The organism is Martelella sp. NC20 (assembly GCF_013459645.1).
GTDB lineage: Bacteria > Pseudomonadota > Alphaproteobacteria > Rhizobiales > Rhizobiaceae > Martelella.
The window spans coordinates 1,600,220-1,622,697 of record NZ_CP054861.1; the positions used below are offsets into that span (position 1 = coordinate 1,600,220).

Here is a 22,478-nt window from a genome sequence, read left to right on the forward strand (position 1 = left end):
GAAGGACGTGTCTGGGGCGGAGCAAAGCCGTCACGATGGCGTTCGGGATCGGCACGGTGCACCGACATCGTTCTGCCTCAGCCGTTCTGGTGTTCAGGCGCGGGATTTATCCATGGATCTGAATTCGCGGGGCATCTTGATGACCCTTATCGTCGCGACGGAGGCGAGAAGCGCATACGCGCCACAGGCGAGTGCCTGAAAGGAAAGAACACCCATCAGGATCGGCGATGCGCCGCTCGCGATGACCGTTCCGGCTTCGACAAACGATCTCACCCGAGCGAGTTCGGCAGGGCCGAACAGATCGACCCAGAGCGCGGTCGCCAATGTCGATCCGAGCGCCATGGAAAGCGCCATCAACACCATGTGGACCGGTGCGATCTAGGGTGCGCTCATGAATTCCAGCAGGAGCATTGCGCAGACCTGCGGCAGCAGAAACACAGGCAGCAACCTTTTCGGACCGAGCCGGTCGATGACCGGCCCAATTCCCACGGAAACAATCGCCTGAACCACGGCAAAGACGGCAAAACTTGCTGCAATGGTTTTGACGTCCCACCCCTTTTGTTCGGCAAGACGCACTTGGTGGAAGAAAAAGCCGGTTGTCGCTTTACACTTCAAACTGGGACTCGGGCATATTTTGGCAAAACGTTACACTTCAATTGAGACTCTTGCTGCCTGAGTCTCAATTGAAGTGTAACGTTTTATAGACCATGCGAATGCAGCCTCTTTTTCCAAGGCTGGAACGGCGTCATCGGCGTTCAGGGCGATGTGAGCGACCCTGGCGCGGTCGACCGGCTTTACGTCCGGATAAAGCAGGATCACGGCCACGTGGATGTGGTCTTTGCCATTGCCGGCGTGTCTGAAACAGCGCCGATCGGGGAGATCCGAGAAGACCATTTCGACCGCGTATTCAACATCAACGTCAAAGGGACGGTCTTCACGGTGCAGAAAGCTCTGCCGTTGATGTCAGCCGGCGCGTCCGTCGTGTTGGCCGGCTCGGGCGCCGGCAGCAAGGGCTTCGCCAACCTCTCGATCTACAGCGCGACGAAAGCAGCGATCCGATCCTTTGCACGAACCTGGACGGTCGACCTGAAAGGCCGCGGCATTCGTGTCAACGTGGTGTCGCCGGGCATGGTTCTGACCCCGGCCATGGCGACCTACCTTCGAAACAATGCCGGTATTGAGGAATGGATGGACCAAGCCATCCCGTTCGGCAGGCTCGGACAGACTGAAGAGGTTGCCAGGGCCGTGCTGTTTCTAGCCTCGGGCGAGAGCAGCTTCGTTGGAGGCGAGGAACTGATGGTGGATGGCGGCTTCGTGGCGGTTTGAAGCCGCAGTGTGAGGCGACGCTTCAGTTGCCTCACTTGCCCGCTCTCCTGATTTGACCTCCTTTTGTGGACAGCCAAATTCCGACCCTGCCTTTGTCATCCACCGGTACCAAGCATGTGTTTGGGTATTTGGATTTTTGCTCGGATGGATGTCCTTACGACAGGGTCGCCGGTTCATATCCCATCAAGACCATTGGTGTGGTCCATCAATACGAACTGTGTCTCTTTAAGAACTGGGCGAAGGTTCGAAAGGCGGTTTCGCGTCCCAAGTCAGTTGTTCGACCTGTGGAAGATCGACCCGCGTCTTGAAACTGGTTTTCACCTCCCCTGCAAGGCCGTGCGGTACGTCCACATCCTGTGCAAAAAGCGCAGTTCGACATCTTCTGTGGTAAGCCGTCTCGTTCCAGTCCAGGAGGTCTCATGCGCCCTTGCCACCCGATGATCGCCCTCGTCACCCGGCAAACGCCGGCGGAGCAACAGCACTGGCTGGAAACGCTGCAGCGCGCCATGCCTGACGAAGAGATCATGCCCGTCGCCAGGATGAGCGATGAGGAGCGGGCGCGCGCCGATATCGCGATCGTCGCCAATCCGGACCCGGCCGATCTCAGGCTGCTTGCGAACCTTCAATGGATGCACAGTCTCTGGGCCGGCGTGGAACGACTGGTGATAGAGCTTGCCGACCTGAAGCCACGGGTTGTCCGGCTTGTCGATCCCCGCCTCAGCGAAGCGATGGCCGAGGCGGTGCTCGCCTGGACGCTCTATCTCTCGCGCGATATGCCGGCCTATGCGGCGCAGCAGCGGCAGGGGCTCTGGCAGCCGCTTCCCTATCGCGCGGCGCGTGATACCAGGGTCGGGATTTTGGGCCTCGGCGCGCTTGGCAGCGCCGCCGCGTTGCTTCTGCGCCAGGCCGGCTTTCAGGTCTGTGGCTGGAGCCGGAGTCCGAAGGATGTTGCCGGCGTGACGGCCGTTTCCGGCGCGGAAGGTCTGAAGCAGATGCTTTCGCAATCCGACATTCTGGTCTGCCTGCTGCCGCTGACGGCCGAGACTACCGGCCTTGTCGACGCGGACGCGCTTTCGCTGCTGCCCAGCGGCGCGGGCCTCATCAATTTCGCGCGCGGCAAGATCATCGTGACCCGCGACCTCGTCGCGGCGCTTGAAAGTGGCCAGATCAGGCACGCGGTTCTCGATGTCTTCGAAACCGAGCCGCTTGCCCCCGAAAGCCCGCTCTGGTCGCATCCGAAAATCACGGTGCTGCCGCATATCTCCGCCCCCACCACCCCCGAAACCGCCGCCGCCATCGTGGCGGTAAACATCGCAGAATACCGCCGCGCCGGAACATTGCCCGACGTTGTCGACCTTACCCGCGGCTACTGACTGCCGGCGCGTCTCGGATCCGATACGTCGGGCCGATTTCGCCATCTGTCGGGCCACCGGCACAGGCGTTGCCCATCTCCCTGTCAAGGTGCCGAGAGCCGGCGGATGAAGCCGTTTGTCGCTGTCGTTCCATGGTGTGGGTTTCGTCATCTCTGAGATATTGAGTTGACAAAAGGGCGGATTTGAATTTTTCTTGTAAAGCGGTTTAGTAAATCGCTTTACAAAATTAGACTGAGAAGGTCGCAGAGGCCTTCCGAGGGCGAACGAAATGGCAAAGGCACCGGGCCTGAAAGATGTGGCGAAGGCTGCGGGTGTTTCCGTGGCGACGATTTCGCGTCTCCTGAATGGCTCACTGGTCCTGCCAGATGAAACGCGGATGCGCATCGAAACCGCCATCCACGATCTCGGTTATATGCCGAACCCTCATGCTCGACGCCTCAGTCGCGGCCGCTCCGACATGATCGGACTGGTCATTCCCGATATCGCGAACCCGTTCTTTGCCATGCTGGTGGCTGCGATTGAAGAGGAGGCCGACAAGCTGGGTCTTGCCGTTTCGCTCAATGCCACGCTCAACCGGCCGGGACGCGAGATGAAATATCTCGGTCTCATCGAGCATCACCATGTCGATGGGCTGATCTTCGTTACCAACCATCCGGATGACGGCGAGCTTGCAGGTCTGATCAACCGCACCGGAAAGGTCGTCATCGTCGACGAGGACGTTCCGGGCGCCATGGTCCCCAAGCTTTTCTGCGACAACCACCAGGGCGGCTACCTCGCCGGACGGCATCTGGCCGCGTTCGGCCACAACAAGGTGGTGTTTGTCGGTGGACCTGAGGAGATGATCTCCACCACCCGCCGTTATGCGGGACTCGAGCAGGGGCTTCGCGAATGTTTTGGCGAAGATGTGGAGATCACCCGCTATCGCGGTGAATACACGGTTTCGGCCGGTCGCCTTGCGGCGCGGCGCTTTCTGGACGAGAAGCTTCCGGCCACGGCCATATTTGCGAGCTCCGACGAAATCGCGATCGGCATGATCGAGGTCCTTTATTCCGAGGGCGTGACCATTCCCGACCGGGTGTCTGTCGTTGGCTTCGATGATGTCGGCCCGCTTCACCTGTTTTCGCCGCCTTTGACAGCGGTGCGTCAGCCGGTTCGCTCCATCGGGGCGCGCGCCCTGTCCCTTCTTCTTCAGACCGATTGGCAGCAGTCCGAATCCCTCGAGCGGGAAGAACTGCTGCCTGTGGAAATCGTCGTGCGGAGTTCCGTCGCGCCGCCGGCGATCGAAAAAAAGCGACGCCCATAACCAAGCCAGAGGATGAACGCATGACTTCCAGATTTTCCCGCAGGACACTCCTTTCGACAGCGCTTGCCGCCGGCGTGATGGCAGGCGCCCTTTCGACCGGTGCAGTCGCCGCGGACAAGACGTTCGCGCTTGTGCAGATCAACCAGCAGGCGCTGTTCTTCAACGACATCAATCGTGGTGCAGAAGAAAAGGCAAAAGAACTCGGCGTTGAACTGCAGATATACAATGCCAACAACGACCCGGCGATGCAGAACAACGCCGTTGAAACCTATATCCAGGAAGGCGTTGACGGCCTTGCTGTTGTTGCCATCGACGTCAACGGCATCATGCCCGCCGTCGAGCAGGCCGACAAGGCCGGCATTCCGGTCGTCGCCATCGATGCCATCCTGCCGGAAGGCCCACAGAAAGCCCAGATCGGCGTTGACAACGCCAAGGCTGGCGCAGACATCGGCGCCTATTTCCTCGATTATGTCAAAGCGGATATGGGCGGCAAGGCCAAGGTCGGCGTCGTCGGCGCCTTGAACTCCTACATTCAGAACGTTCGTCAGGATGGCTTTCAGGGCGCAATCGAAGGCGTTGACGGCATCGAGTTCGCCGGCGTCGTGGACGGCCAGAATGTTCAGGATACAGCGCTTGCAGCGGCAGAAAACCTGATTACCGCCAACCCCGACCTGACCGCTATTTACGCCACCGGCGAGCCGGCGCTGATGGGTGCGATTGCCGCTGTCGAAAGCCAAGGCAAGCAGGACGACATCAAGATTTTCGGCTGGGACCTGACGGCTCAGGCAATCAATGCCATCGATGACGGTTTCGTCGTGGCCGTCATTCAGCAGGACCCGGCGCTGATGGGTGCCGCCGCCGTCGAGGCGCTCAACGATCTGTCCGGCGGCGAGAGCGTCGAGGCTTCGATCTCGGTGCCTGTCACGATCGTCGACAAGACCAATGTCGAACCTTACCGCGCTATCTTTAAATGATGTCTGATATCCAGCAAATGGGTGCTGCTGGCGGCGGAGGGGATGCCCCCCTCCGCTCGCCGGACAGGCCCTCGAAAGAATCGGCCATTTCCCTTCGCGGCATAACGAAGACCTTCGGCTCCCATCAGGCGCTGCGCGGGGTCGACCTCGACCTTTATCCCGGCGAGTGCCTCGGCCTCGTCGGCGACAATGCCGCAGGGAAATCGACCCTCACCAAAATCATTTCCGGCACATACATTCCGGACGGCGGCACGATCAGGGTTGACGGGGACGCCGTCGAGCTGACCGGACCGGCCGATGCCCGCAACCGCAACATCGAAATGGTGTTCCAGGATCTGAGCCTGTGTGACCATATCGATGTGGTGGGCAATCTGTTTCTCGGCCGCGAAATCTCCAGCGGCCTGTTTCTTGACCGCAAGAAAATGACGGTCGAGGCCGAGCGCATGCTCGAGGCGCTCGAAATCCGCATTCCGCGTCTTTCCGCAAAGGTTGAAAAACTCTCGGGCGGACAGCGTCAGGCCATCGCGATTGCGCGCGCTGCATCCTTCCAGCCGAAAGTGCTGATCATGGACGAACCGACGTCGGCGCTTGCCGTGGCGGAGGTGGAAGCCGTGCTGAACCTGATCAACCGGGTCAAGGCCAAGGGTGTTTCCGTTGTCCTGATCACGCACCGTCTGCAGGATCTGTTCCGTGTCTGCGACCGTATTGCCGTCATGTATGAAGGCACCAAGGTGGCCGAACGCATGATCGGCGACACCAGCCTTGAAGACCTCGTCCAACTCATTGTCGGGGGACAAAAACATTGAGCGCATATACCGAACGCGCCAAGGGCTCGCCGATCATCGACTTTCTCGGTGAAAACGCCCAGGTGCTCTCCATCGCCTTCTTCTTTGCGGTCTGCTTCCTCTTCTTTTCCGTCAGTACCGACACGTTCCTGACGGCGGGCAACCTGCTCAATGTCATCCGGCAGGCCGCGCCCATCCTGATCGTCGCCATTGCCATGACCTTCGTGATCATCACCGGCGGCATCGACCTGTCCGTCGGCTCGATCATCGCGGTCATCAATGCGGTGGTCGCGATGATTATCGCGGCGGGCATGCCCTGGCCGCTCGCCATCGTCGCCATGCTGGCGCTTGGGGCCTTCATCGGACTGTTTCAGGGTTGGTTCGTCTCCTATCAGGGCATCCCGGCGTTCATCGTCACGCTCGCCGGCCTTTCGATCTTTCGCGGCCTCGCCCTCTATCTCACCAAGGGATATTCGATCCCGATCCGTGACGTGCCCGGCTTTCTGTTTCTGGGCCGTGGGGAGGTGTTCGGTGTGCCTTTCCCGGCCATCATCGCGGTCATCGTCGCCATCATCGGTTATATCGTCATCTCGAAGACGCGTTATGGCCGCCAGGTCGTTGCCATCGGTTCCAATCTGGAGGCCGCCCGCCGCGTCGGCATGCCCGCCAAATTCGTGCTGATGTCGGTCTATGTGCTTTCGGGCCTCGCCTGCGGCCTTGCCGGCCTGCTGATGGCGGCGCGTCTCGGTTCCGGCTCATCCAACGCCGCCGTCGGCTTCGAGCTGCAGGCGATCGCCGCCGTGGTTCTCGGCGGGACATCGCTGATGGGCGGCCGCGGCACGATTCTCGGTACCGTGCTCGGCACCATGACCATTGCCGTCATCGGAAATGGCCTGATCCTGATGCACATCTCGCCGTTCTTCACGCAGATCGTCACCGGCGCGATCATTCTTCTGGCGATCTGGCTCAACACCCGGATATTCGGCGCGAATTTCAGCTTCCGCCGGGGCAGGGGAGGCAAATAATGTCTGTAGCCGAACTTTCCGAAGCCCATACGGGCTCCGGCAAGGTCATGACCGTCAATGGGCCGGTCAGCGCCGCCGATATCGGTGTGACGCTGATGCACGAGCATGTGCTGAACGACTGCACATGCTGGTGGAACCCGCCCAACACACCGGAGCGGCAGTATCTCGCAGGCAGTTTCGTCTGCATGGAGATCCTGAGCGAGTTGCGTCAGGATCCTTTCGTCAACAAGCACAACATCACGCTTGATGACGAGAGGCTGGCAATTTCCGAACTGAAGCCGTTCGTCGACGCCGGCGGACGCACGCTGGTCGAGCCGACCTGCCAGGGCATCGGACGCAATCCCGAAGCCATGCAGCGCATTTCGGCGGCGACCGGTCTCAACATCGTCATCGGTGCGGGATACTACCTTCAGGATTCCCATCCCGAAAAGCTCGCCTCGATGTCGGAAAAGGATATTGCCGACGAGATCGTTGCCGAGGCTACTGCCGGCATTGACGGCACGGGCGTGAAGATCGGCCTCATCGGCGAGATCGGCGTTTCCGGCGATTTTACCGATGCAGAGCGCAAGTCATTGCGTGGCGCAGCCCAGGCGCAGGCACGCACCGGCCTGCCGTTGATGGTGCATCTGCCGGGCTGGTTCCGTCTGGGCCATGAGGTGCTCGACACGGTAGCGGGCGAGGGCGCGGACCTGAAACACACCGTGCTCTGCCACATGAACCCGTCGCATGATGACTTCACCTATCAAAGTGAACTTGCCTCACGCGGCGCCTTCATCGAATACGACATGATCGGCATGGATTTCTTCTATGCGGATCAGCAGGTGCAGTGCCCGAGCGACGAGGAATGCGCCCGGGCTATCGTCCAACTGGTCGAGGCCGGCCATGGCGACCGCATTCTGCTGTCCCATGACGTCTTCCTGAAGATGATGCTGACGCATTATGGCGGCAACGGCTATGCCTTCGTGCTGCGCCATTTCCTGCCGCGCCTTGCCCGCCACGGGCTTGATCAGAAGACGCTCCGGCGCTTCATGACAGACAATCCACGCACCGTCTTCGACAGCGCCGCGCAATAAAATTCGAACAGAAACGGGACTGAAATGACAAAGAAAGCACTCCTGGTCGGTGAAAGCTGGGTCACCTCCGAAACGCATTACAAGGGTTTCGACCAGTTCGGCAGCGTCCACTTCCACCTTGGCGCAAAGCCGCTGGTCGACGCGCTGAAGGGCAGTGAATTTGAACTGACCTACATGACCGCCCATGAGGCCGCGGACGGCTTTCCCTTCGAAATGGAAGGGCTCGACGCATATGACGTGATCATCCTCTCCGACATCGGCGCCAACACGCTGCTTCTGCCGCCTGCCGTATGGCAGCAGTCGAAGACTGTTCCCAACCGCCTGAAGCTGATCAAGGCCTGGGTCGAAAAGGGCGGCGGCCTTTTGATGTGCGGCGGCTATTTCTCGTTCCAGGGCATAGACGGCAAGGCACGCTGGCGGCGCACCGCCGTCGAGGATGTGCTGCCGGTGACCTGCCTGCCGTGGGATGATCGCGTGGAAATACCGGAAGGCACGACGCCCGACATCCTGCTCGCCGATCACCCGACGCTTGCGGGCATTTCCGGTGATTGGCCGGTCATGCTCGGCGTCAACGAGGTCGAGTTGCGCGCGCGTGACGATATCGACGTGGTTGCCCGTCTGCCGGAAGAACAGGGCGGGCATCCGCTGCTGGTGACGGGCAAGGCCGGCAAGGGCAGAAGTGCAGTCTGGACCTCGGATATCGGCCCGCACTGGCTTTCGCCGGCGTTCTGCGAATGGGAAGGGTATGGCAGGCTTTGGAAGAACATTCTCGGCTGGCTGGCCGAAAAGGAATGACGAGACCGGGACGGACTTGCATTCCCAACGCGCCGGCTACCCCCTTAACCGGCGAAAATCACGGCAAGTTCGTCCCGACTGGGAAAGGCGCGGCGCGTTCCGCGTCGGGCCACGGTCAGCGCGGAGGCAGCACTTGCGTGGGAAATGGCGCGCTCGTCGAGCATGCCGCCACGCAGGGCAGCGGACGCCAGTGCGGCGCCCATGAAAGTGTCGCCGGCGCCGGTGGTGTCGATGGCTTTCGCCTTGACGGCGGGAACGTGGACGAACGCACCGCCGGCCGTGCTCAGCATGGCGCCTTTGGTGCCGGCGGTCAGCACGACCTGGCGAATGCCGAAGCCATGCAGGGTTTCGGCGGCCTTCTGCCCGGTGGCGCCCGCAAGGCTCAGACTTTCGCTCTCGTTGAGAAAGACGATGTCGATGAAAGGCCAGAGGCGCTCGAAATACGGGCGAAGAGGCGACGGGTTGAAGGCGGTCACCATGCCGCGCTCGCGACCGGTCTTCAGCAGCGTTTCGGTGTTTTCAGCGCTGAGATTGCCCTGCATGACAAGGAAGTCGCCGGGCTTCGCTTCGCCGAGTACCTTCATGGCGACGTCAAGCGGCAGTGCTTCGGCGGCTTCGGTGGTGGTGACGATGGAATTTTCGCCGTCGGGCGTGTTCAGCACCATCGAGAAATCGGTGGAGATGCCGGAAAGGCGCGAAAGCCTTGCATCAAGCGGTTCTTCGGCAAGCTGGTTTCGGATCGTGTCGGCACGGAAGTCGTCGCCGGTGGCCGAAACGAGTGTCGTTTCAAGGCCGCCGCGCGCCATCACAACGGCCTGGTTCGTGCCCTTGCCGCCAAGGTCGCGGCTGGCGATCCGGCCCAGGATCGAGACGCCGGGCTCTGGTAGCCCGTCGACTGAAATGGTTTCGTCAATAGCGGCATTGCCAATCACAAACGCACGCATTTTTTATGCTTCCTGGAGAGTTTTATGCAGAAAATAGCAAGTGGAACTTCAAGCGCCATACGGGAAATATTTCAGGCTGACAAGGCATTGCTCGGCATGATCCATTGCCCGTCCTTCCCCGGCGCGCCGCGTTACAGAGGCGCATCGGTCGATAGCATCTATGATGCCTGCATGCGGGATGCGGATGCGTTGATCGGCGGCGGCCTCGACGGTCTGGTGATTGAAAATCATGGCGATATCCCGTTCTCCAAGCCGGAGGACATCGGCCATGAAACGGCGGCCTTCATGTCGGTGGTGACCGATCGGATCAAGACGGCAACCGGCGTTCCGCTCGGCATCAATGTGCTCGCGAACGCCCCGATCCCGGCGCTTGCGATTGCGCTCGCCGGCGGCGCCAGCTTCATCCGCGTCAACCAGTGGGCCAATGCCTATGTCGCCAATGAGGGCTTCATGGAAGGCCGGGCCGGCGAGGCGCTACGCTACCGTTCGCTGCTGCGTGCCGAACACATCAAGGTCTTCGCCGACAGCCACGTCAAGCACGGCGCCCATGCGATCACCGCCGATCGCACCATCCCCGAACAGACCCGCGATCTGGCCTTCTTCGATGCCGATGTGGTGATCGCCACGGGGCAGCGCACCGGCAATGCGGCAACCATCGAGGAGATCGACGAGGTCCGCTCGGCGACCGACCTGCCGCTGATGGTCGGCTCGGGGGTCAACAAGGACAATATCGGCGAAATCCTCGCCCGTACCAATGGCGTTATCGTCGCCTCCTCGCTGAAGGAGGGTGGCGTGTGGTGGAACCCGGTTGATCCTGAACGGGTGAAGGCGTTCATGGACGCCGCGCGCCCGGCCCTCGGCCGCGATTGAGGGCCTGCCAGGATGGAAAAGCTCTCCGACTTCATTCTGCGCGAAAACAGATCCGTGTTCGATGAAATGGTCACGCACCGTTTTGTCGAGGACATAAAGGCCGATACGCTGCCGAACAAAGCATTCGAACGCTATCTTGTGTTCGAGGGCGCCTTTGTCGAAACGGCGATCTCGATCTTTGCCTATGCGACGGCCAAGGCCGAGACCATGGCCGACCGGCGCTGGCTGATCGGCGTGCTCGACGCGCTCGCCAACCAGCAGATCGCCTATTTCGAGCGGACATTTGTCGCGCGCGGGATCGATGTGGGGGGCTTCGACGTCGACGTTCCGGCCGTTTCTCGTTTTCGCGACGGCATGCTTGGGATCGCGCGCGATGGCGGTTTCATCGACACGGTTGCGGCGATGTTTGCTGCCGAATGGATGTACTGGACGTGGTCAAAGGACGCCGCGCAGCACCCGATTTCCGATCCGCTTCTGGCCGAATGGGTCGGACTTCACACCGATGAAACCTTTGCCGCTCAGGCAACCTGGCTGAAGGGTCGCCTTGATGAGGCTGGCAAGACGCTAGGTGAAGGCCAAAGGGCGCATCTGAGCGCCGTCTTCGGCAAGGCGATGCGGCTTGAGATCGACTTTCATACCGCAGCCTATGAACAGGAGCCGACGGCATGACACCTCCTCAAATCAATGGAGACCGCCTTCTGGCGCGCCTGGACGCTTTCGCCGCGATCGGCGCCACGCCGGGCGGCGGGGTCAACAGGCAGGCCCTGACACGTGGGGATCGTAAAGCCCGTGCGCTTCTGACGGCGCTTTCCAAAGCGCGCGGCTTTTCCGTCTTTCAGGACGATATGGCCAACCTGTTTATCCGCATGGAGGGCAGCGATGGCAGCCTGCCGCCCTTGCTGATCGGCTCGCATCTCGACAGCCAGCCCGCAGGCGGTCGTTTCGATGGCGCGCTCGGCACGCTGACGGCATTCGAAGTTCTGGAAAGTCTCGCGGATGCCGGTTTTGTGCCGCCGAGGCCGGTCGAGGTGGTCGCTTGGACGAACGAGGAAGGCTGTCGGTTCGCGCCCGGCTGCATGGGAGCGCGCGCCTTTGTCGAGGGCAATATCCCAGCCGAATGGGAAGGGCTGCGCGCGGTCGATGACGGCGCTCTTTTCAATGACGAGCGCCTTGCGACCGTCGCTGCGCTGGCGCCTGACCTCGGTCACCGCAAGCTCGGATTTCCGGTCATCGCCTATCTCGAGCTGCATATCGAGCAGGGCCCGTCGCTCGAGCGCGAAGGCATTCCCGTCGGCATTGTCACCGGCGTGCAGGGGACGCGTTGGCTGGAGGTGGAGTTCGAAGGGCAGACGGCGCATGCCGGCACCACGGCGCTGGAATACCGGCGCGATCCGCTGAAGGCGCTCACGGCAGCGCTTGCAGCGCTTTATGCCACCGTGATGTCTGAAAACGCAGAGGCCCGCTTCACGGTCGGCCGGATTGCCGTGACGCCCGGCAGCGTTAATGCCATTCCGGCCACGGCGTCCTGCACGATCGATCTTCGCCACCCGCAAGCCGATGTTCTCGACCGGCTTGAAGAAAGCATCCGCGCACGCCTGGCGGAGGCCGCCGAAGCGGAAGCTGTGTCGGTTGCAATCCGCAAGACCGTTGATATGGCGCCCGTCACCTTTGCGGACGATCTGATCTCGGCATTGCAGATCGCCGCGCAAAAGGCCGCATTCAGGACTAGATCGATGATCTCGGGCGCCTTTCACGACGCGTTGTTTCTTGCCGGCCATGCGCCATCTGCAATGATCTTCGTTCCGTGCCGGGACGGCCTGAGCCACAACGAAGCGGAATACGTCAATCCGGAAGACAGTGTGGCGGGCGCCCGCATGTTTCTGGCGTCGGTGCTCGAATTGCTTCGCTAGTGGATTGATCGGATCAAAGGAGTCCGTTGGTTGATTCCCAACCGCTTTGAGATGTGCGAGTCTGCGGCATGCGCAGCAACATTTCCTTTACGGTATCTCCCGACGACCGGCAGCGATTGAGCGCCATCGTCGCGGCCCCGAACAGCCCACAGAAGCACGTCTGGCGGGCACGTATCATCCTTCTGAGCGACGATGGTCTGGGCACCTCGGCGATCATGGCCGAGACCGGCAAGTCGAAAACCTGTGTGTGGCGCTGGCAGGAGCGGTTCATGCATGAGGGCGTCGACGGCCTGCTTCATGACCGGTCCCGGCCACCCGGCAAGGCGCCGGTCCCGCCGGAGCGTGTTGCCGAGATCGTCCGCTTGACGCAGGAACCGCCGCCGCACGAGGCAACACACTGGACGCTGCGCGCCATGGCCAGGGTCGCCGGCATCGCGGCCTCGACGGTTCAGGCGATCTGGAAGGCTCACGGTCTCAGCCCGCATCGCTGGAGGCAGTTCAAACTCTCCAACGATCCAGCCTTCGCCGAAAAGCTCACCGACATCGTTGGTCTTTATGTCGACCCGCCGGCCCATGCCGTGGTGCTGTCGGTTGACGAGAAATCACAGATACAGGCTCTCGACAGAACCCAGCCCGGACTGCCGATGAAGAAGGGCCGTGCCGGCACCATGACCCACGATTACAAGCGCCACGGCACCACCACTCTGTTTGCCGCGCTCAACGTGCTGGATGGCACGGTCATCGGCCAGAACATGCAGCGCCACCGCCATCAGGAGTTCATCCGCTTCCTCAACCGCATCGAGCGCGAGGTGCCGCAAGACAAGGCCATCCACGTCATCCTCGACAATTACGCCGTACACAAAAAGGACAAGGTCCGCGCCTGGCTCGCCCGCCATCCGCGCTGGACCTTCCACTTCACCCCGACATCCTGCTCCTGGCTCAACGCCGTCGAGGGCTTCTTCGCCAAACTCACACGGCGAAGGCTCAAATACGGGGTCTTCCATTCCGTCGTCGATCTGCAGGCCGCAATCAACCGTTTCGTGCGCGAATACAATGCTGACTGTCCCAAGCCATTTGTCTGGAAAGCCGATCCCGAGGACATCATCACCGCACGAAACCGAGGGTTCCAAACGTTGGAATCAAACCACTAGCACCTGTATGTCCCGTCACGGGCTCCGCTCGGCTTCGTACCTTGCGGGTGCAGCCAGTTTTCTCCGGTCCTTCTAGATGCCGTATGGGCCTGCGCTCCTCTGGTGGCCATGAAGGTGGCTGTCCCCCAGAGTGATGATGTTGAAACGGGGTCCGATGGTTTCGGCCCCAGGCATCAAGCGAGGAACAGCCATGGACTATTATGCAGGAATCGATGTGTCGCTGGAACAGAGCAGTATTTGCGTGGTGGATGCGTCGGGCAAGATAGTACGCGAAACGAAAGTGGCGAGTGAACCGGCAGCGTTGTCGCGGTATCTTGCCGAGTTTGAGCTTCCGATCGTCAGGATTGGTCTCGAGGCGGGGCCATTGTCTCAATGGCTGCGCGAAGGTCTGGTAGCCGCAGGTTTTGATAAGGATGCCCGTGGGATCGCGCAATTGCTGCGCATGGGCTGGTTTCGCCCGGTTCATGCAAAATCCGCGGACGCTCAGGCCGTGTAAGGATCATGCAGGGCCGATAGAAGCTGTCCATTGCAATCGCCAAACCCGATGCTGACCTCCTGTTGTTGTGCGATGCCTGTGATACGGATCGAATCACCGTCGTCCAAGAACCGGCGGACCGCGCCGTTCTGAAGTTTCAAAGGGCGGTTTCCGTTTTGCGAGAGCTCGAGAAGGCAACCGAGGCTCTCGTCGGTCGGTCCGGATATTGTCCCGGAGCCAATCAGGTCTCCAACGCGCATCGGGCATCCGCTGGTCGTGTGGTGTGCGATTTGCTGTGCAGCGGAAAAATACATATGCCGGTGATTGCTGCGGGTGATCGTCGTTTCTTTCCCGTCCTCAGGCATCAGAGTCACCTCGAAATCGATGTCATAGAGGTTGGGGCGGTGCACCTGCAGATAGGGAAGTAAGTCATCGTTCTCGCTACCGCCACCTGTTCGTGAGGGTTCGAGCGCGAACTTAGACACGATCCAATTGCCTACGGTCGTTGCCGTCGCCTTGGCCTGAAACGGTCCGAGCGGCCGGCTTTCCCAAGTTTGGATGTCTCTGGCAGACCAGTCATTCACGAGGATGTAGCCGAAGATTACGTCGTCCGCGTCCTCAGCGGTCACCGGTCCGTTGGTACTCGTACCCACAATGGCCCCGAGCTCCAGCTCGAAATCGAATTTTCGGGAGGGCTCGAAAACGGGTTCAATCTGATCCGGGTGTTTTAGCTGTCCCCAAGGTCGGCGTATCTTCGTGCCTGAACCGACAACGGACGAGGCGCGCCCGTTGTAGCCGATCGGCATATGTTTCCAATTCGGAGGCACAGCATCTTCGGGGCTACGGAACAGACTTCCCGCGTTGAAGGCGTGGTGCCAGCTTGAGAAGAAATCCGTAAACTCCGTCACGCTGAAGGGCTTGTGCAGTTCAGCATCTGACATCGAAACCAACGCCTTGCGACATAACTGCTCCTGTTCGCGAAGTGCGGCCTCTCCGTCTTCCCGAAAGAGCGCGATCAACCGCGAGCGAACGTCGAGCCAGACCTTCGGACCGAGCGCCATGAAGGCGTTCCAGTGAGGCTGTTGAAAGGTCAAGGGATCAATTTCAAGGAGTCCAGCCTCTGCCAGGACTGCCGCATCAACGATATCTGATCCGAGCGCAATCCCGCAGCGTGGCGGATTGCCGCGAGCGGAAAACACGCCGTATGGCAGATTGTTCAGGGGGAAAAGGCAACCTTTTCTGTTGGCTTCAGGAAGCCAGCTTACGATCAACTTTGTCATTCGATGGGGCTCAGGCGGGCTGTGGATCATTGGCATTGTTCCCCGCTGCCGAGATCACGGGAACAATAAGCCGGGAGGGATGATCGTATCCGGTGTGAATTGATATTTTCGCCTCCGCAAGCCAAGCCGGACGATCTGAAGTATCATCGTGCAGCCAGGGACCTGAGCCCTTGTATATCGTTTCAGCATCGTCGCGTTGGAAATCACGCCCTCGAATATCGACGGCGATCCGATACCCCTCCGGAAGCACGATGCATGTGGGCCATATCTCAACAACAACCTCGACTATCGCCCCTGGCGTCAAAGACTGCTTCTCGTCGTGCGTATGCCAAGGTTGCCAAGGTGTCGAACGTTGCGGACACAGCTTGCGGTGTGAGGCCCTCAACCAGCCCTGCGAAAGCGGGGCGGCGGGATCTACAGACCCCACATAGGTCACCTCCTTCATCTCGGGAGAAAAGGCTTGCAATGTCACGAACAGATCAGCGTCTTCGGCCGAAGAGGATATGAAGAGTGTTAGAGCCAATGGTCCGGTGATCTCCGTCTCTTCCTTTACGGGCGCGGACAGGAACCGAACGTTTCCGGTTCCGGCAACGAAAGCCGTGGCCGCGTTTTCTCGGGGCTGTGCCGTATCCAGGCCGCCATCATTCGCCGATAGATAGAAAGGGACCCACCGTGTCCGTTCGAGCGGCCACGCGGTTTCTTTACGCAGCTCGGCTTCCTCCTGGAAAGGCCGCCTTATGTGGAGCCAAACGGGAGGTTCGTCGTTCCAGCCGTTCTCAATACCCTTGAGATGATAGTCCAGGAAGCGTTTCTGGAGGTCCATACCGTAGTCGAGAAGAAACCACTCCTCGTGGCGTCCGGGGTGTACTTCAAGCCATTTTCGCGTCGATGCGGCTTCCTTGAAGGCGGTGAAATTGCCGCGTGGGTGCAAGCCGCAGCCTGCCCAGTTCGCCGCACTCAGAAATGGAACGGTGATATTCTCCCAATCTGCAGAACGTTCGCGGTACCAGGTGTCATCCATCTCGCGCGCGCGCAGGTTTGCAAGCGTATTGCTTCTGTTGTTTTCTAGCTCAGTCCCTGAGTATTCTGCCGGACCTGTGGAACGTTCATTCAGCCAAGGGTCCATTGGGCCTTGGGGGTTGCCATGCTGGACTGCCAATATCTGACGCGGATACCAGGTCTGGAAGAACTTGTTGGATAGAATTCCTCCATGGCGCGCAAAGTCCCGATAGAAATCCGAAGCGCCTTCCCACGGGATGATGGCCGCCAGATGCGGCGGTTGAAGCGAAGCCACATTCCACTGCGTAATGGCATAGTAGGAAATTCCATTGAGCCCGACCTTGCCGTTCGACCATTCCTGCACGCCGGCCCATTCGATCGCCTCATAAAAATCCTTCGTTTCTCGTGGCGAGACTATGTCGAGATAACCGGGCGATCTGCCCGAGCCCCGGCTGTCAACGCGGACAACGGCATATCCCCACCGCACCCAGATTTCTGGATCAACCGTTTCCCAAGTCACATAATTGTGCTGCGAGCCCTTCAGAAGGCTGGGATGGCGGTTGGTCATCCAGTCCCAACTCGCTTTGTAATGGTCCTGGTACGCAACGCCCTTTCCATAGGGACCGGCGGTCATGATGACGGGTACTTTCGCCGCATCGTCAGGACGAAAAACATCGGCGCGCAGGCAAACACCATCATCCATGCGAATTTCAACATCGCGCTCAATTATCATTACTTTCCTCCAACGATACTCGAGTATGCAGCGGCCGATTTCACTTCTCGGCAAAGCCACCGGTCAGGAAGCTGACGAGCTGCACGCGGAGATCTTCCATTCTTGCAACCTCAATCGCGCCCTCCGAGACAGAATTCAGACGAGAAGACGTCACGACCTCGGAAACGCCAAGAAGAACGCCGCCGACCATGAAGAAATATCTCCAGACCAGAACGCTACGATCCAGCTCGGGATAAAGGGTCTTCAGCGCATCGACAAAGCGGGTCGCCAGCGGGTCGAAACGCTTTTTTACGATCTCGGTGGTGATCGAACTGGGCGCCGCCCTATGGGCGTGCAATAATTTGGTCAGAAGAACACCCTCGTGGGGTCGATCCGGCTCAAGATAAGGGCTCAGGAATATGTCGATGAGATCGCCGATATCCGGAGCGCCGCCGCTGTCACGCTCCTTGAATAAAGCCTCCAGGGCTGCAATGCGACGCTCGTTGACTCTGCGGGCGAGGTCGTCAAGCACTTCATGGACCAGATCCGCTTTCGATTTGAAGTGGTAATTGACCGAAGCTGAGTTGGTTCCAGCGGCAGTCGTGATTTGGCGCAGCGACACGCCGTCAATCCCATCCTTTGCAAATGCAAGCGATGCTGCATCCAGTATGCGCTGTTTCGATGGCACCGCGCTTTCCTGACCTGCATCGTCTTTGCTATTTATCTGCTGCGCTTGTCGGGACATGAAGACTGCACTTTCTTCGCTGAGGTCGTTTTTAAGAGAGAGTTTTATCCAGCTACTACCTGAGGACGGAGCTATTTGGTTGCGTGGCAAGCGCAGCCATCGTCGCCACAGGGTGATCGGTGACCGTGATAATGCCGCCCCATCAGCGCGAGAATTTCATTGCGCGCTGGATTGACGGCCCCGGCGCTCATTTCCCGATAAGCCTGGGCAACGTTGGCAACAATCCGTTCCCGATCAAGCCAAGAATCGTACGCGCCAAGCGCTATATCCCAGGCAGCCTCGGCATAGCTCAGACCTGCATCAAAACGTTGACGCGACTCTTCCATGACAAAGCAGAGATAGTTACGCATTTCCTTAACCGCCGAAAGCGTGGACACCGAGCCATGACCTGGTACGACCGTCTCGACATCCCAGCCAAGAATCGTATCACAGGCCCGCAGCCAATTGGAGAATGGCCCGGCCCAGAGGATCGGGTGAACCTGGTTAAAAACGAGATCTCCAGTGAAAACGGTTCTCGCCGAGGGGACATGCACGACAATGTCGCCACGGGTGTGGGCCGGTCCGAATTCATGAAGCTCAATTCGAGTATCGCCGATGTCGAATTCCAGGAAGTCTGAGAACGTTTCCTTTGGGGGGCGCACCTCGACTCCAGTGAAATCGAATTTTGAACCCATGACCTCATGCAGGAATGCGCCGGCTTCGCCGTTTGATTTCCAGTCTTCGAGAGAAGCACGAAAGACTTCCGGCGGCCGCTCCAGTATTTCCTCCACGCAGGCCTTCGACGCAATCATGCGCGCCCCGTCCACGAGCTGGTTTCCGAAGGTATGGTCTCCATTGGCATGGGTGTTTACCAAAACGTCGATGGATTGTGCTGAAGGACTTATGTCCTTGAAAGCGTCCAGCATCTCTTTCGTTAAACCGAGAGTGAAGAGTGTGTCGACAAGCACGCTTTGATCCCCAGCAATGATCAATCCGGCATTGGAGTAGCCCCACGAACCGTCTGGCTGCACATAGGCATACGTCCCCCTGCCCAGGTCAGCTATGCCCTTCCGGAACGGATGATTAGACGCAGTCATTGAGTTTCCTTAATTGATGAGAGCGAGAGACAGTTCCGGCACGAATATAACGATGAGCAAAGCGACAAACATGGCCGCGACAAAAGGCAGGGCGCCACGGAAGATTGTCGAAATGGGAATGTCATGATCCTGCAGGTTGCTTTTGATGACAAAACACGCCAGCCCGAGTGGGGGTGTGAGTAGGCCGATCTCGACCGCAACGATGGTCACGATGCCGAACCACACAAGATCCACCTCCATATTGATCATGACCGGTACGACCAACGGCAGCAGAATGAGCATGATGGATGCCGAGTCCAAAATGGTGCCGAGCAAGATCACCAGGACAAGATAGGCAATCATCACCGTGACGAAGCCAAGATCGCGGGTGCTTATGATTGCGCTCAATTCGGAAGGCAGGCCGCTCAAGGACAGGAGCCTCGCGTAAATGTGGGCCGCGATGATGACAAACGAGATCGCCGCCGTCACAGTTCCAGTTTCAAGCAGAAGGTCCCAGAAGCCGCGAAGAGTCAGTTTTCTGCGGGCAATAGCAACAAGCAAGGAAGCAAAGGCACCCATGGCGCCAGCCTCGGTGGGTGTGAAGACGCCGCCGTATATTCCGCCCAGCACGATGACGATAAGCAGAACGATGGGAAAAGACAGCCACAGCATCTGGCCAGCCGACATAAGGGCGACGTCGGATTTCGCAGTACGCTCGCCGCTGTTGCCGAGGTCAGCCGGGTTGATGAAACCGATCACAAATATCGTCGCAATGAAAAGGATCGCAAGGGTGATTCCGGGCAGAATTCCGGCGGTGAACAAGGACCCGATGGAGACTTCGGCGATAATACCGTAGAGAATGAGGAGCAGGCTGGGGGGTATCAGCATTCCAAGGACGGACGATCCCGCCACAACGCCCACGGAGAATTTTGCTGAATAGCCATGGCGGAGAAGTTCAGGAACAGCAATCCGGGTGAAGACGGAGGCTGACGCGATGCTGGTTCCGTTGACGGCAGCGAAAATGGCATTGGCGAAAACCGTTGCCACGCCGAGCCCACCTGTCACGCGTCGGAACAGTTGCCCGGCCACGTCGAAAATATCGCGCCCGATGCCGGAGATGGAAACCAACAGACCCATCAGGACAAAAAGCGGAATGACCCCGAAGGAAAATTTCGCGATACTGTCCAGTGCGGCGAGCGCCAGAAACGTGCCAGCGATATCGAAGTTGTCGCGGATGAGCGCCACGCCAAAAAACGACACGGCAGCGAGTGCTATGCCGATATGCAGTCCCGACTGCACCAGCACCAGAATTGCGACGATAGACAGCAAACCAATCATCAAGGGTGTCATGATGCCTGCTCTCCCTTCATTGCGGCGGCCCGGAAAAAGTGCTGAACGGCCATGAGGAGGTAAACCAGAACCGCCAACCCCGCTCCGACGACAACGCCGAATTCAAAAGGCCAGAGAGGCCACACGAAGATACCGGGCGTTCCTATCGTGAAATTATCGGTGTAGGCACGCACGACCTTGGGCAGGATCGAATGAACCAGAACAGCGATCATGAATGCGCCGGCCAAGAAATAGATGGCCTCGACAAACATTGAAAAACGGGGTTTCGATTGCTGCAGCCGGTCAAGCCAGACATCGGAGTTGATCATCCGCTTGTGTCGGATCGTGTTGGGGAGCTGCAGAAAGACAATCGTCACGATGGATGCAGATACGATCTCAGCGACACCCTCGATCGGGTTGTTGAAGACATACCGCATGAAGACGTCGGTAACGATTAGGAACATGCTGATCACGATCATCAAGCTCCCGATCGCCGAGGTGAGACGCGACAGCCCCGTCACCGCCCGCTCGACAAGCCTGAGGCTTGCCGAACGGGCAACGGAGGAGGAAAAGGACGTGTTCTCGCGCATTTTCCAGCTCTATTTCTGGGACCAGTCACGAGGCCAGGTGACGCCCTTCTCGTTGGCAATGCGAAGATATTCCTGCAGCGTCGTGGAACCCGGTTGGCCCCGCGCATCCTGATCAGAGGCCCATTCCTGCGCTATGTTCGGCAGGGAATCGACAAATTCCTCGCGGTTCGATTCCGAAAAATCGACAATCTTCGCGCCCTTCTCCTTCGCCGTCGCCAAACTGCGGTCAGCCCGCGTGGCATAGATCTCCAGAGCCTTTTGCTCATAATCTTGAGCTACACTCTTGATGATATCCTGCACTTCTTTTGGAAACCGCGCCCAGGTGTCGAGATTGACGGTCAATGAGGACGATGACATGGCGCCAAAATTGACCTTGGTAACGTAAGGCGCCACCTCGTAGAATTTGTAGGGCGAGATACTGGATTCGAAGGTGATGACCCCGTCGGTCAGGCCGGTCTTGATGTTGTTATAGTGATCGGGCAACGAGGCTGAAACTGCAACCGCGCCGGTTCCGCGCAGCCAATTGGCGCTCAGGCCTGCAGCGCCAAGTTTGCGACCCTTCAAGGATGATACGCCGGTCACTTCGAAATTCGTGACCAACTGATAGGTGTCAACGCCGACGAAGGCGAGCGGCATCTGGTTGTTTGCGCGCCACGCGGCATCCATTTCCGGAACGGCTGCATGCAGTTCGTTCATGATAGCCATCAGTGTTCCAAGGTCGCTCGTTCCAAAGGGCGCGACATAGGTGATTTGTTCAAGCGGCAGTTTGTCGGCCTCGAAAACCTGAGGCACATAGCCGAAGTCTGCGATGCCGCTTTCAACCGCTTCGAGCACACCAAACGGGTCTGCCAGCGACCCGCCATAGGCCTCGTTCCAATTGATTTTGTCCTTGCCGCCAGCCGCCTCGAGTCGGCGGTTCACCTCAGGAATGAAATATTCAGAAATCGCCTGGACACCGCCTGTCACGGGTGGATGGCCAGAAGCAATCGTTGCTGAAAAGGTTTCCGCATGGAGCGGTAATGCGCCCAGCGTCAACGCTTGAAGGGACACTGCTGCAGCAAGGTAAATTCGATGTTTCATGGTTCTCCTCCCGTTTTCAAAGTCACCGCGTTTCTCCACCCCTCCCTGGATGGATAGGCACAATTCAAATGCGTAATTCAAATGCGTGCTTGAATCAAGCGCTTTATTTGCCGGCGCGATAGATTGACGGATTGGATCATGAGCGACGAACTGTATTGGCGGGTGATGTCAGGTTAACTGCCGGTGAAGGGATTTGCGGCTCCCCTGCTGTGAGGAGCCTCAGCCCAGTCAGCTACAAGCGCCATCGTTTCGCTCGTCGGTGGTAGCCACTGCAGTCTGGCTGTATTTCCGCTGAACTTGCGTCTGGTCGAAGAGATGCTGCTTTAGCGCGGCATCGTCGTTTCCTGCGAGACGATCCATTGCCGGGCAAAGACGTTCGGGTCAGACGATGCCGGCCGCAGGCGGCGGAAAGCGCCGAGTCCCATCGACGTATGGCATTTGGACGACGTTATGACGACGATCCGCGATCGCAAACAGTCGGTGTGGCGCGCTGTTGATCAGAACGAAGTTCCGCTGCCGGTCCAAGTGCCCGGGATCACGGTGTCTGCGATGTGGCATCCAAAATTGGACGCTGACCCGCAACAGCGCTGGTTTCGCGAGATGGTTTTCTCAACTGTACGGTCCACGGAAGCAGGGCGATGCTGGACCGAGAGAAAGCAGGGCATGCCGCTTCTGCTATGTGCG

22 protein-coding genes and 2 pseudogenes are annotated in these 22,478 nt (G+C 59.2%); 14 read left to right on the forward strand and 10 right to left on the reverse strand.

Features of this window, described 5'->3' with window-relative positions; genetic code table 11:
• Nucleotides 1-93: 93 nt before the first annotated feature.
• Nucleotides 94-354 carry a hypothetical protein gene (locus tag HQ843_RS07735; RefSeq protein ID WP_180903447.1) on the reverse strand — a complete coding sequence of 87 codons (261 nt, stop codon included), beginning with the start codon at nt 352-354 and terminating at the stop codon, nt 94-96.
• 24 nt (nt 355-378) lie between these two features.
• On the reverse strand, nt 379-615 hold the full coding sequence (locus HQ843_RS07740; protein ID WP_180899073.1) for a hypothetical protein: 237 nt from the start codon (nt 613-615) through the stop codon (nt 379-381).
• 132 nt (nt 616-747) lie between these two features.
• Between HQ843_RS07740 and HQ843_RS07745 the strand changes: the two genes are divergently transcribed.
• The 8 genes from HQ843_RS07745 to HQ843_RS07780 all read left to right on the forward strand — a co-directional run bounded on the left by HQ843_RS07745 (nt 748) and on the right by HQ843_RS07780 (nt 8,654).
• Nucleotides 748-1,326, forward strand: coding sequence for an SDR family NAD(P)-dependent oxidoreductase (locus HQ843_RS07745; protein WP_180902286.1), 579 nt, complete (start codon nt 748-750; stop codon nt 1,324-1,326).
• Between the two features lie 419 nt (nt 1,327-1,745).
• The gene (locus HQ843_RS07750) at nt 1,746-2,699 is read left to right on the forward strand and encodes a 2-hydroxyacid dehydrogenase (RefSeq protein WP_246710311.1); all 954 of its coding nucleotides are present in this window, start codon (nt 1,746-1,748) and stop codon (nt 2,697-2,699) included.
• 268 nt (nt 2,700-2,967) lie between these two features.
• Nucleotides 2,968-4,002 (forward strand): LacI family DNA-binding transcriptional regulator, encoded by a 1,035-nt coding sequence (locus HQ843_RS07755; protein ID WP_180899072.1) that lies wholly within the window; start codon nt 2,968-2,970, stop codon nt 4,000-4,002.
• Nucleotides 4,003-4,022: 20 nt separating this feature from the next.
• A complete protein-coding gene (locus HQ843_RS07760; protein ID WP_180899071.1) occupies nt 4,023-4,976 on the forward strand; it encodes an ABC transporter substrate-binding protein in 954 nt (317 codons plus the stop codon).
• Nucleotides 4,973-5,782 (forward strand): ATP-binding cassette domain-containing protein, encoded by an 810-nt coding sequence (locus tag HQ843_RS07765; RefSeq protein WP_180899070.1) that lies wholly within the window; start codon nt 4,973-4,975, stop codon nt 5,780-5,782. The genes HQ843_RS07760 and HQ843_RS07765 overlap by 4 nt, the downstream gene beginning before the upstream one ends.
• Complete coding sequence (locus tag HQ843_RS07770) at nt 5,779-6,786, forward strand: ABC transporter permease (protein ID WP_180899069.1); 1,008 nt, start codon at nt 5,779-5,781, stop codon at nt 6,784-6,786. The genes HQ843_RS07765 and HQ843_RS07770 overlap by 4 nt, the downstream gene beginning before the upstream one ends.
• Nucleotides 6,786-7,859 (forward strand): phosphotriesterase family protein, encoded by a 1,074-nt coding sequence (locus HQ843_RS07775; protein ID WP_180899068.1) that lies wholly within the window; start codon nt 6,786-6,788, stop codon nt 7,857-7,859. Before HQ843_RS07770 ends, HQ843_RS07775 begins: the two co-directional genes overlap by 1 nt.
• A gap of 24 nt (nt 7,860-7,883) precedes the next feature.
• Nucleotides 7,884-8,654, forward strand: a complete 771-nt coding sequence (locus HQ843_RS07780) for a glutamine amidotransferase (RefSeq protein WP_180899067.1) — start codon at nt 7,884-7,886, stop codon at nt 8,652-8,654.
• Between the two features lie 44 nt (nt 8,655-8,698).
• Here HQ843_RS07780 and HQ843_RS07785 read toward each other — a convergent pair whose 3' ends face one another.
• Nucleotides 8,699-9,598 (reverse strand): PfkB family carbohydrate kinase, encoded by a 900-nt coding sequence (locus tag HQ843_RS07785; protein WP_180899066.1) that lies wholly within the window; start codon nt 9,596-9,598, stop codon nt 8,699-8,701.
• 24 nt (nt 9,599-9,622) lie between these two features.
• Between HQ843_RS07785 and HQ843_RS07790 the strand changes: the two genes are divergently transcribed.
• The 5 genes and pseudogenes from HQ843_RS07790 to HQ843_RS07810 all read left to right on the forward strand — a co-directional run.
• Nucleotides 9,623-10,468, forward strand: coding sequence for a BtpA/SgcQ family protein (locus HQ843_RS07790; protein ID WP_180899065.1), 846 nt, complete (start codon nt 9,623-9,625; stop codon nt 10,466-10,468).
• A gap of 12 nt (nt 10,469-10,480) precedes the next feature.
• A complete protein-coding gene (locus HQ843_RS07795; protein ID WP_180899064.1) occupies nt 10,481-11,137 on the forward strand; it encodes a TenA family protein in 657 nt (218 codons plus the stop codon).
• Entirely contained in the window at nt 11,134-12,378 is a 1,245-nt protein-coding gene (locus HQ843_RS07800) for a Zn-dependent hydrolase (RefSeq protein WP_180899063.1), read from the forward strand. Before HQ843_RS07795 ends, HQ843_RS07800 begins: the two co-directional genes overlap by 4 nt.
• Before the next feature lie 68 nt (nt 12,379-12,446).
• Nucleotides 12,447-13,529 (forward strand): IS630 family transposase, encoded by a 1,083-nt coding sequence (locus HQ843_RS07805; protein ID WP_180899062.1) that lies wholly within the window; start codon nt 12,447-12,449, stop codon nt 13,527-13,529.
• Nucleotides 13,530-13,719: 190 nt separating this feature from the next.
• Nucleotides 13,720-14,022, forward strand: a pseudogene (locus HQ843_RS07810) (IS110 family transposase); the annotation flags it as partial.
• Here the strand turns inward: HQ843_RS07810 and fahA are convergent.
• From fahA to HQ843_RS07845, 7 genes are all read right to left on the reverse strand, one after another.
• Nucleotides 14,013-15,284 carry a fumarylacetoacetase gene (fahA, locus tag HQ843_RS07815; RefSeq protein ID WP_180899060.1) on the reverse strand — a complete coding sequence of 424 codons (1,272 nt, stop codon included), beginning with the start codon at nt 15,282-15,284 and terminating at the stop codon, nt 14,013-14,015. The pseudogene HQ843_RS07810 and the gene fahA overlap by 10 nt on opposite strands.
• 10 nt (nt 15,285-15,294) lie before the next feature.
• On the reverse strand, nt 15,295-17,016 hold the full coding sequence (locus HQ843_RS07820) for a CocE/NonD family hydrolase (RefSeq protein ID WP_180899059.1): 1,722 nt from the start codon (nt 17,014-17,016) through the stop codon (nt 15,295-15,297).
• A 40-nt stretch (nt 17,017-17,056) separates the two neighbouring features.
• Entirely contained in the window at nt 17,057-17,740 is a 684-nt protein-coding gene (locus HQ843_RS07825; protein WP_180899058.1) for a TetR/AcrR family transcriptional regulator, read from the reverse strand.
• A 71-nt stretch (nt 17,741-17,811) separates the two neighbouring features.
• Entirely contained in the window at nt 17,812-18,816 is a 1,005-nt protein-coding gene (locus tag HQ843_RS07830; protein ID WP_180899057.1) for an MBL fold metallo-hydrolase, read from the reverse strand.
• Nucleotides 18,817-18,825: 9 nt separating this feature from the next.
• Nucleotides 18,826-20,145, reverse strand: a complete 1,320-nt coding sequence (locus tag HQ843_RS07835; RefSeq protein ID WP_180899056.1) for a TRAP transporter large permease — start codon at nt 20,143-20,145, stop codon at nt 18,826-18,828.
• Nucleotides 20,142-20,714 carry a TRAP transporter small permease subunit gene (locus HQ843_RS07840; RefSeq protein ID WP_180903449.1) on the reverse strand — a complete coding sequence of 191 codons (573 nt, stop codon included), beginning with the start codon at nt 20,712-20,714 and terminating at the stop codon, nt 20,142-20,144. The genes HQ843_RS07835 and HQ843_RS07840 overlap by 4 nt, the downstream gene beginning before the upstream one ends.
• Before the next feature lie 9 nt (nt 20,715-20,723).
• Nucleotides 20,724-21,794 (reverse strand): C4-dicarboxylate TRAP transporter substrate-binding protein, encoded by a 1,071-nt coding sequence (locus tag HQ843_RS07845; RefSeq protein ID WP_180899054.1) that lies wholly within the window; start codon nt 21,792-21,794, stop codon nt 20,724-20,726.
• A 209-nt stretch (nt 21,795-22,003) separates the two neighbouring features.
• Here HQ843_RS07845 and HQ843_RS30200 point away from each other — a divergent pair.
• Nucleotides 22,004-22,298 (forward strand): annotated as a pseudogene (locus HQ843_RS30200) (IS6 family transposase); the annotation flags it as partial.
• Nucleotides 22,299-22,478: the final 180 nt, after the last annotated feature.

Coding starts and splice junctions, on each gene's coding strand:
- HQ843_RS07735 (WP_180903447.1), bottom strand. CDS start 354: ATGGCGCTTTCCATGGCGCTCGGATCGACATTGGCGACCGCGCTCTGG.
- HQ843_RS07750 (WP_246710311.1), top strand. CDS start 1,746: ATGCGCCCTTGCCACCCGATGATCGCCCTCGTCACCCGGCAAACGCCG.
- HQ843_RS07755 (WP_180899072.1), top strand. CDS start 2,968: ATGGCAAAGGCACCGGGCCTGAAAGATGTGGCGAAGGCTGCGGGTGTT.
- HQ843_RS07760 (WP_180899071.1), top strand. CDS start 4,023: ATGACTTCCAGATTTTCCCGCAGGACACTCCTTTCGACAGCGCTTGCC.
- HQ843_RS07765 (WP_180899070.1), top strand. CDS start 4,973: ATGATGTCTGATATCCAGCAAATGGGTGCTGCTGGCGGCGGAGGGGAT.
- HQ843_RS07775 (WP_180899068.1), top strand. CDS start 6,786: ATGTCTGTAGCCGAACTTTCCGAAGCCCATACGGGCTCCGGCAAGGTC.
- HQ843_RS07780 (WP_180899067.1), top strand. CDS start 7,884: ATGACAAAGAAAGCACTCCTGGTCGGTGAAAGCTGGGTCACCTCCGAA.
- HQ843_RS07785 (WP_180899066.1), bottom strand. CDS start 9,598: ATGCGTGCGTTTGTGATTGGCAATGCCGCTATTGACGAAACCATTTCA.
- HQ843_RS07790 (WP_180899065.1), top strand. CDS start 9,623: ATGCAGAAAATAGCAAGTGGAACTTCAAGCGCCATACGGGAAATATTT.
- HQ843_RS07795 (WP_180899064.1), top strand. CDS start 10,481: ATGGAAAAGCTCTCCGACTTCATTCTGCGCGAAAACAGATCCGTGTTC.
- HQ843_RS07800 (WP_180899063.1), top strand. CDS start 11,134: ATGACACCTCCTCAAATCAATGGAGACCGCCTTCTGGCGCGCCTGGAC.
- HQ843_RS07805 (WP_180899062.1), top strand. CDS start 12,447: ATGCGCAGCAACATTTCCTTTACGGTATCTCCCGACGACCGGCAGCGA.
- fahA (WP_180899060.1), bottom strand. CDS start 15,284: ATGACAAAGTTGATCGTAAGCTGGCTTCCTGAAGCCAACAGAAAAGGT.
- HQ843_RS07820 (WP_180899059.1), bottom strand. CDS start 17,016: ATGATAATTGAGCGCGATGTTGAAATTCGCATGGATGATGGTGTTTGC.
- HQ843_RS07825 (WP_180899058.1), bottom strand. CDS start 17,740: ATGTCCCGACAAGCGCAGCAGATAAATAGCAAAGACGATGCAGGTCAG.
- HQ843_RS07830 (WP_180899057.1), bottom strand. CDS start 18,816: ATGACTGCGTCTAATCATCCGTTCCGGAAGGGCATAGCTGACCTGGGC.
- HQ843_RS07835 (WP_180899056.1), bottom strand. CDS start 20,145: ATGACACCCTTGATGATTGGTTTGCTGTCTATCGTCGCAATTCTGGTG.
- HQ843_RS07840 (WP_180903449.1), bottom strand. CDS start 20,714: ATGCGCGAGAACACGTCCTTTTCCTCCTCCGTTGCCCGTTCGGCAAGC.
- HQ843_RS07845 (WP_180899054.1), bottom strand. CDS start 21,794: ATGAAACATCGAATTTACCTTGCTGCAGCAGTGTCCCTTCAAGCGTTG.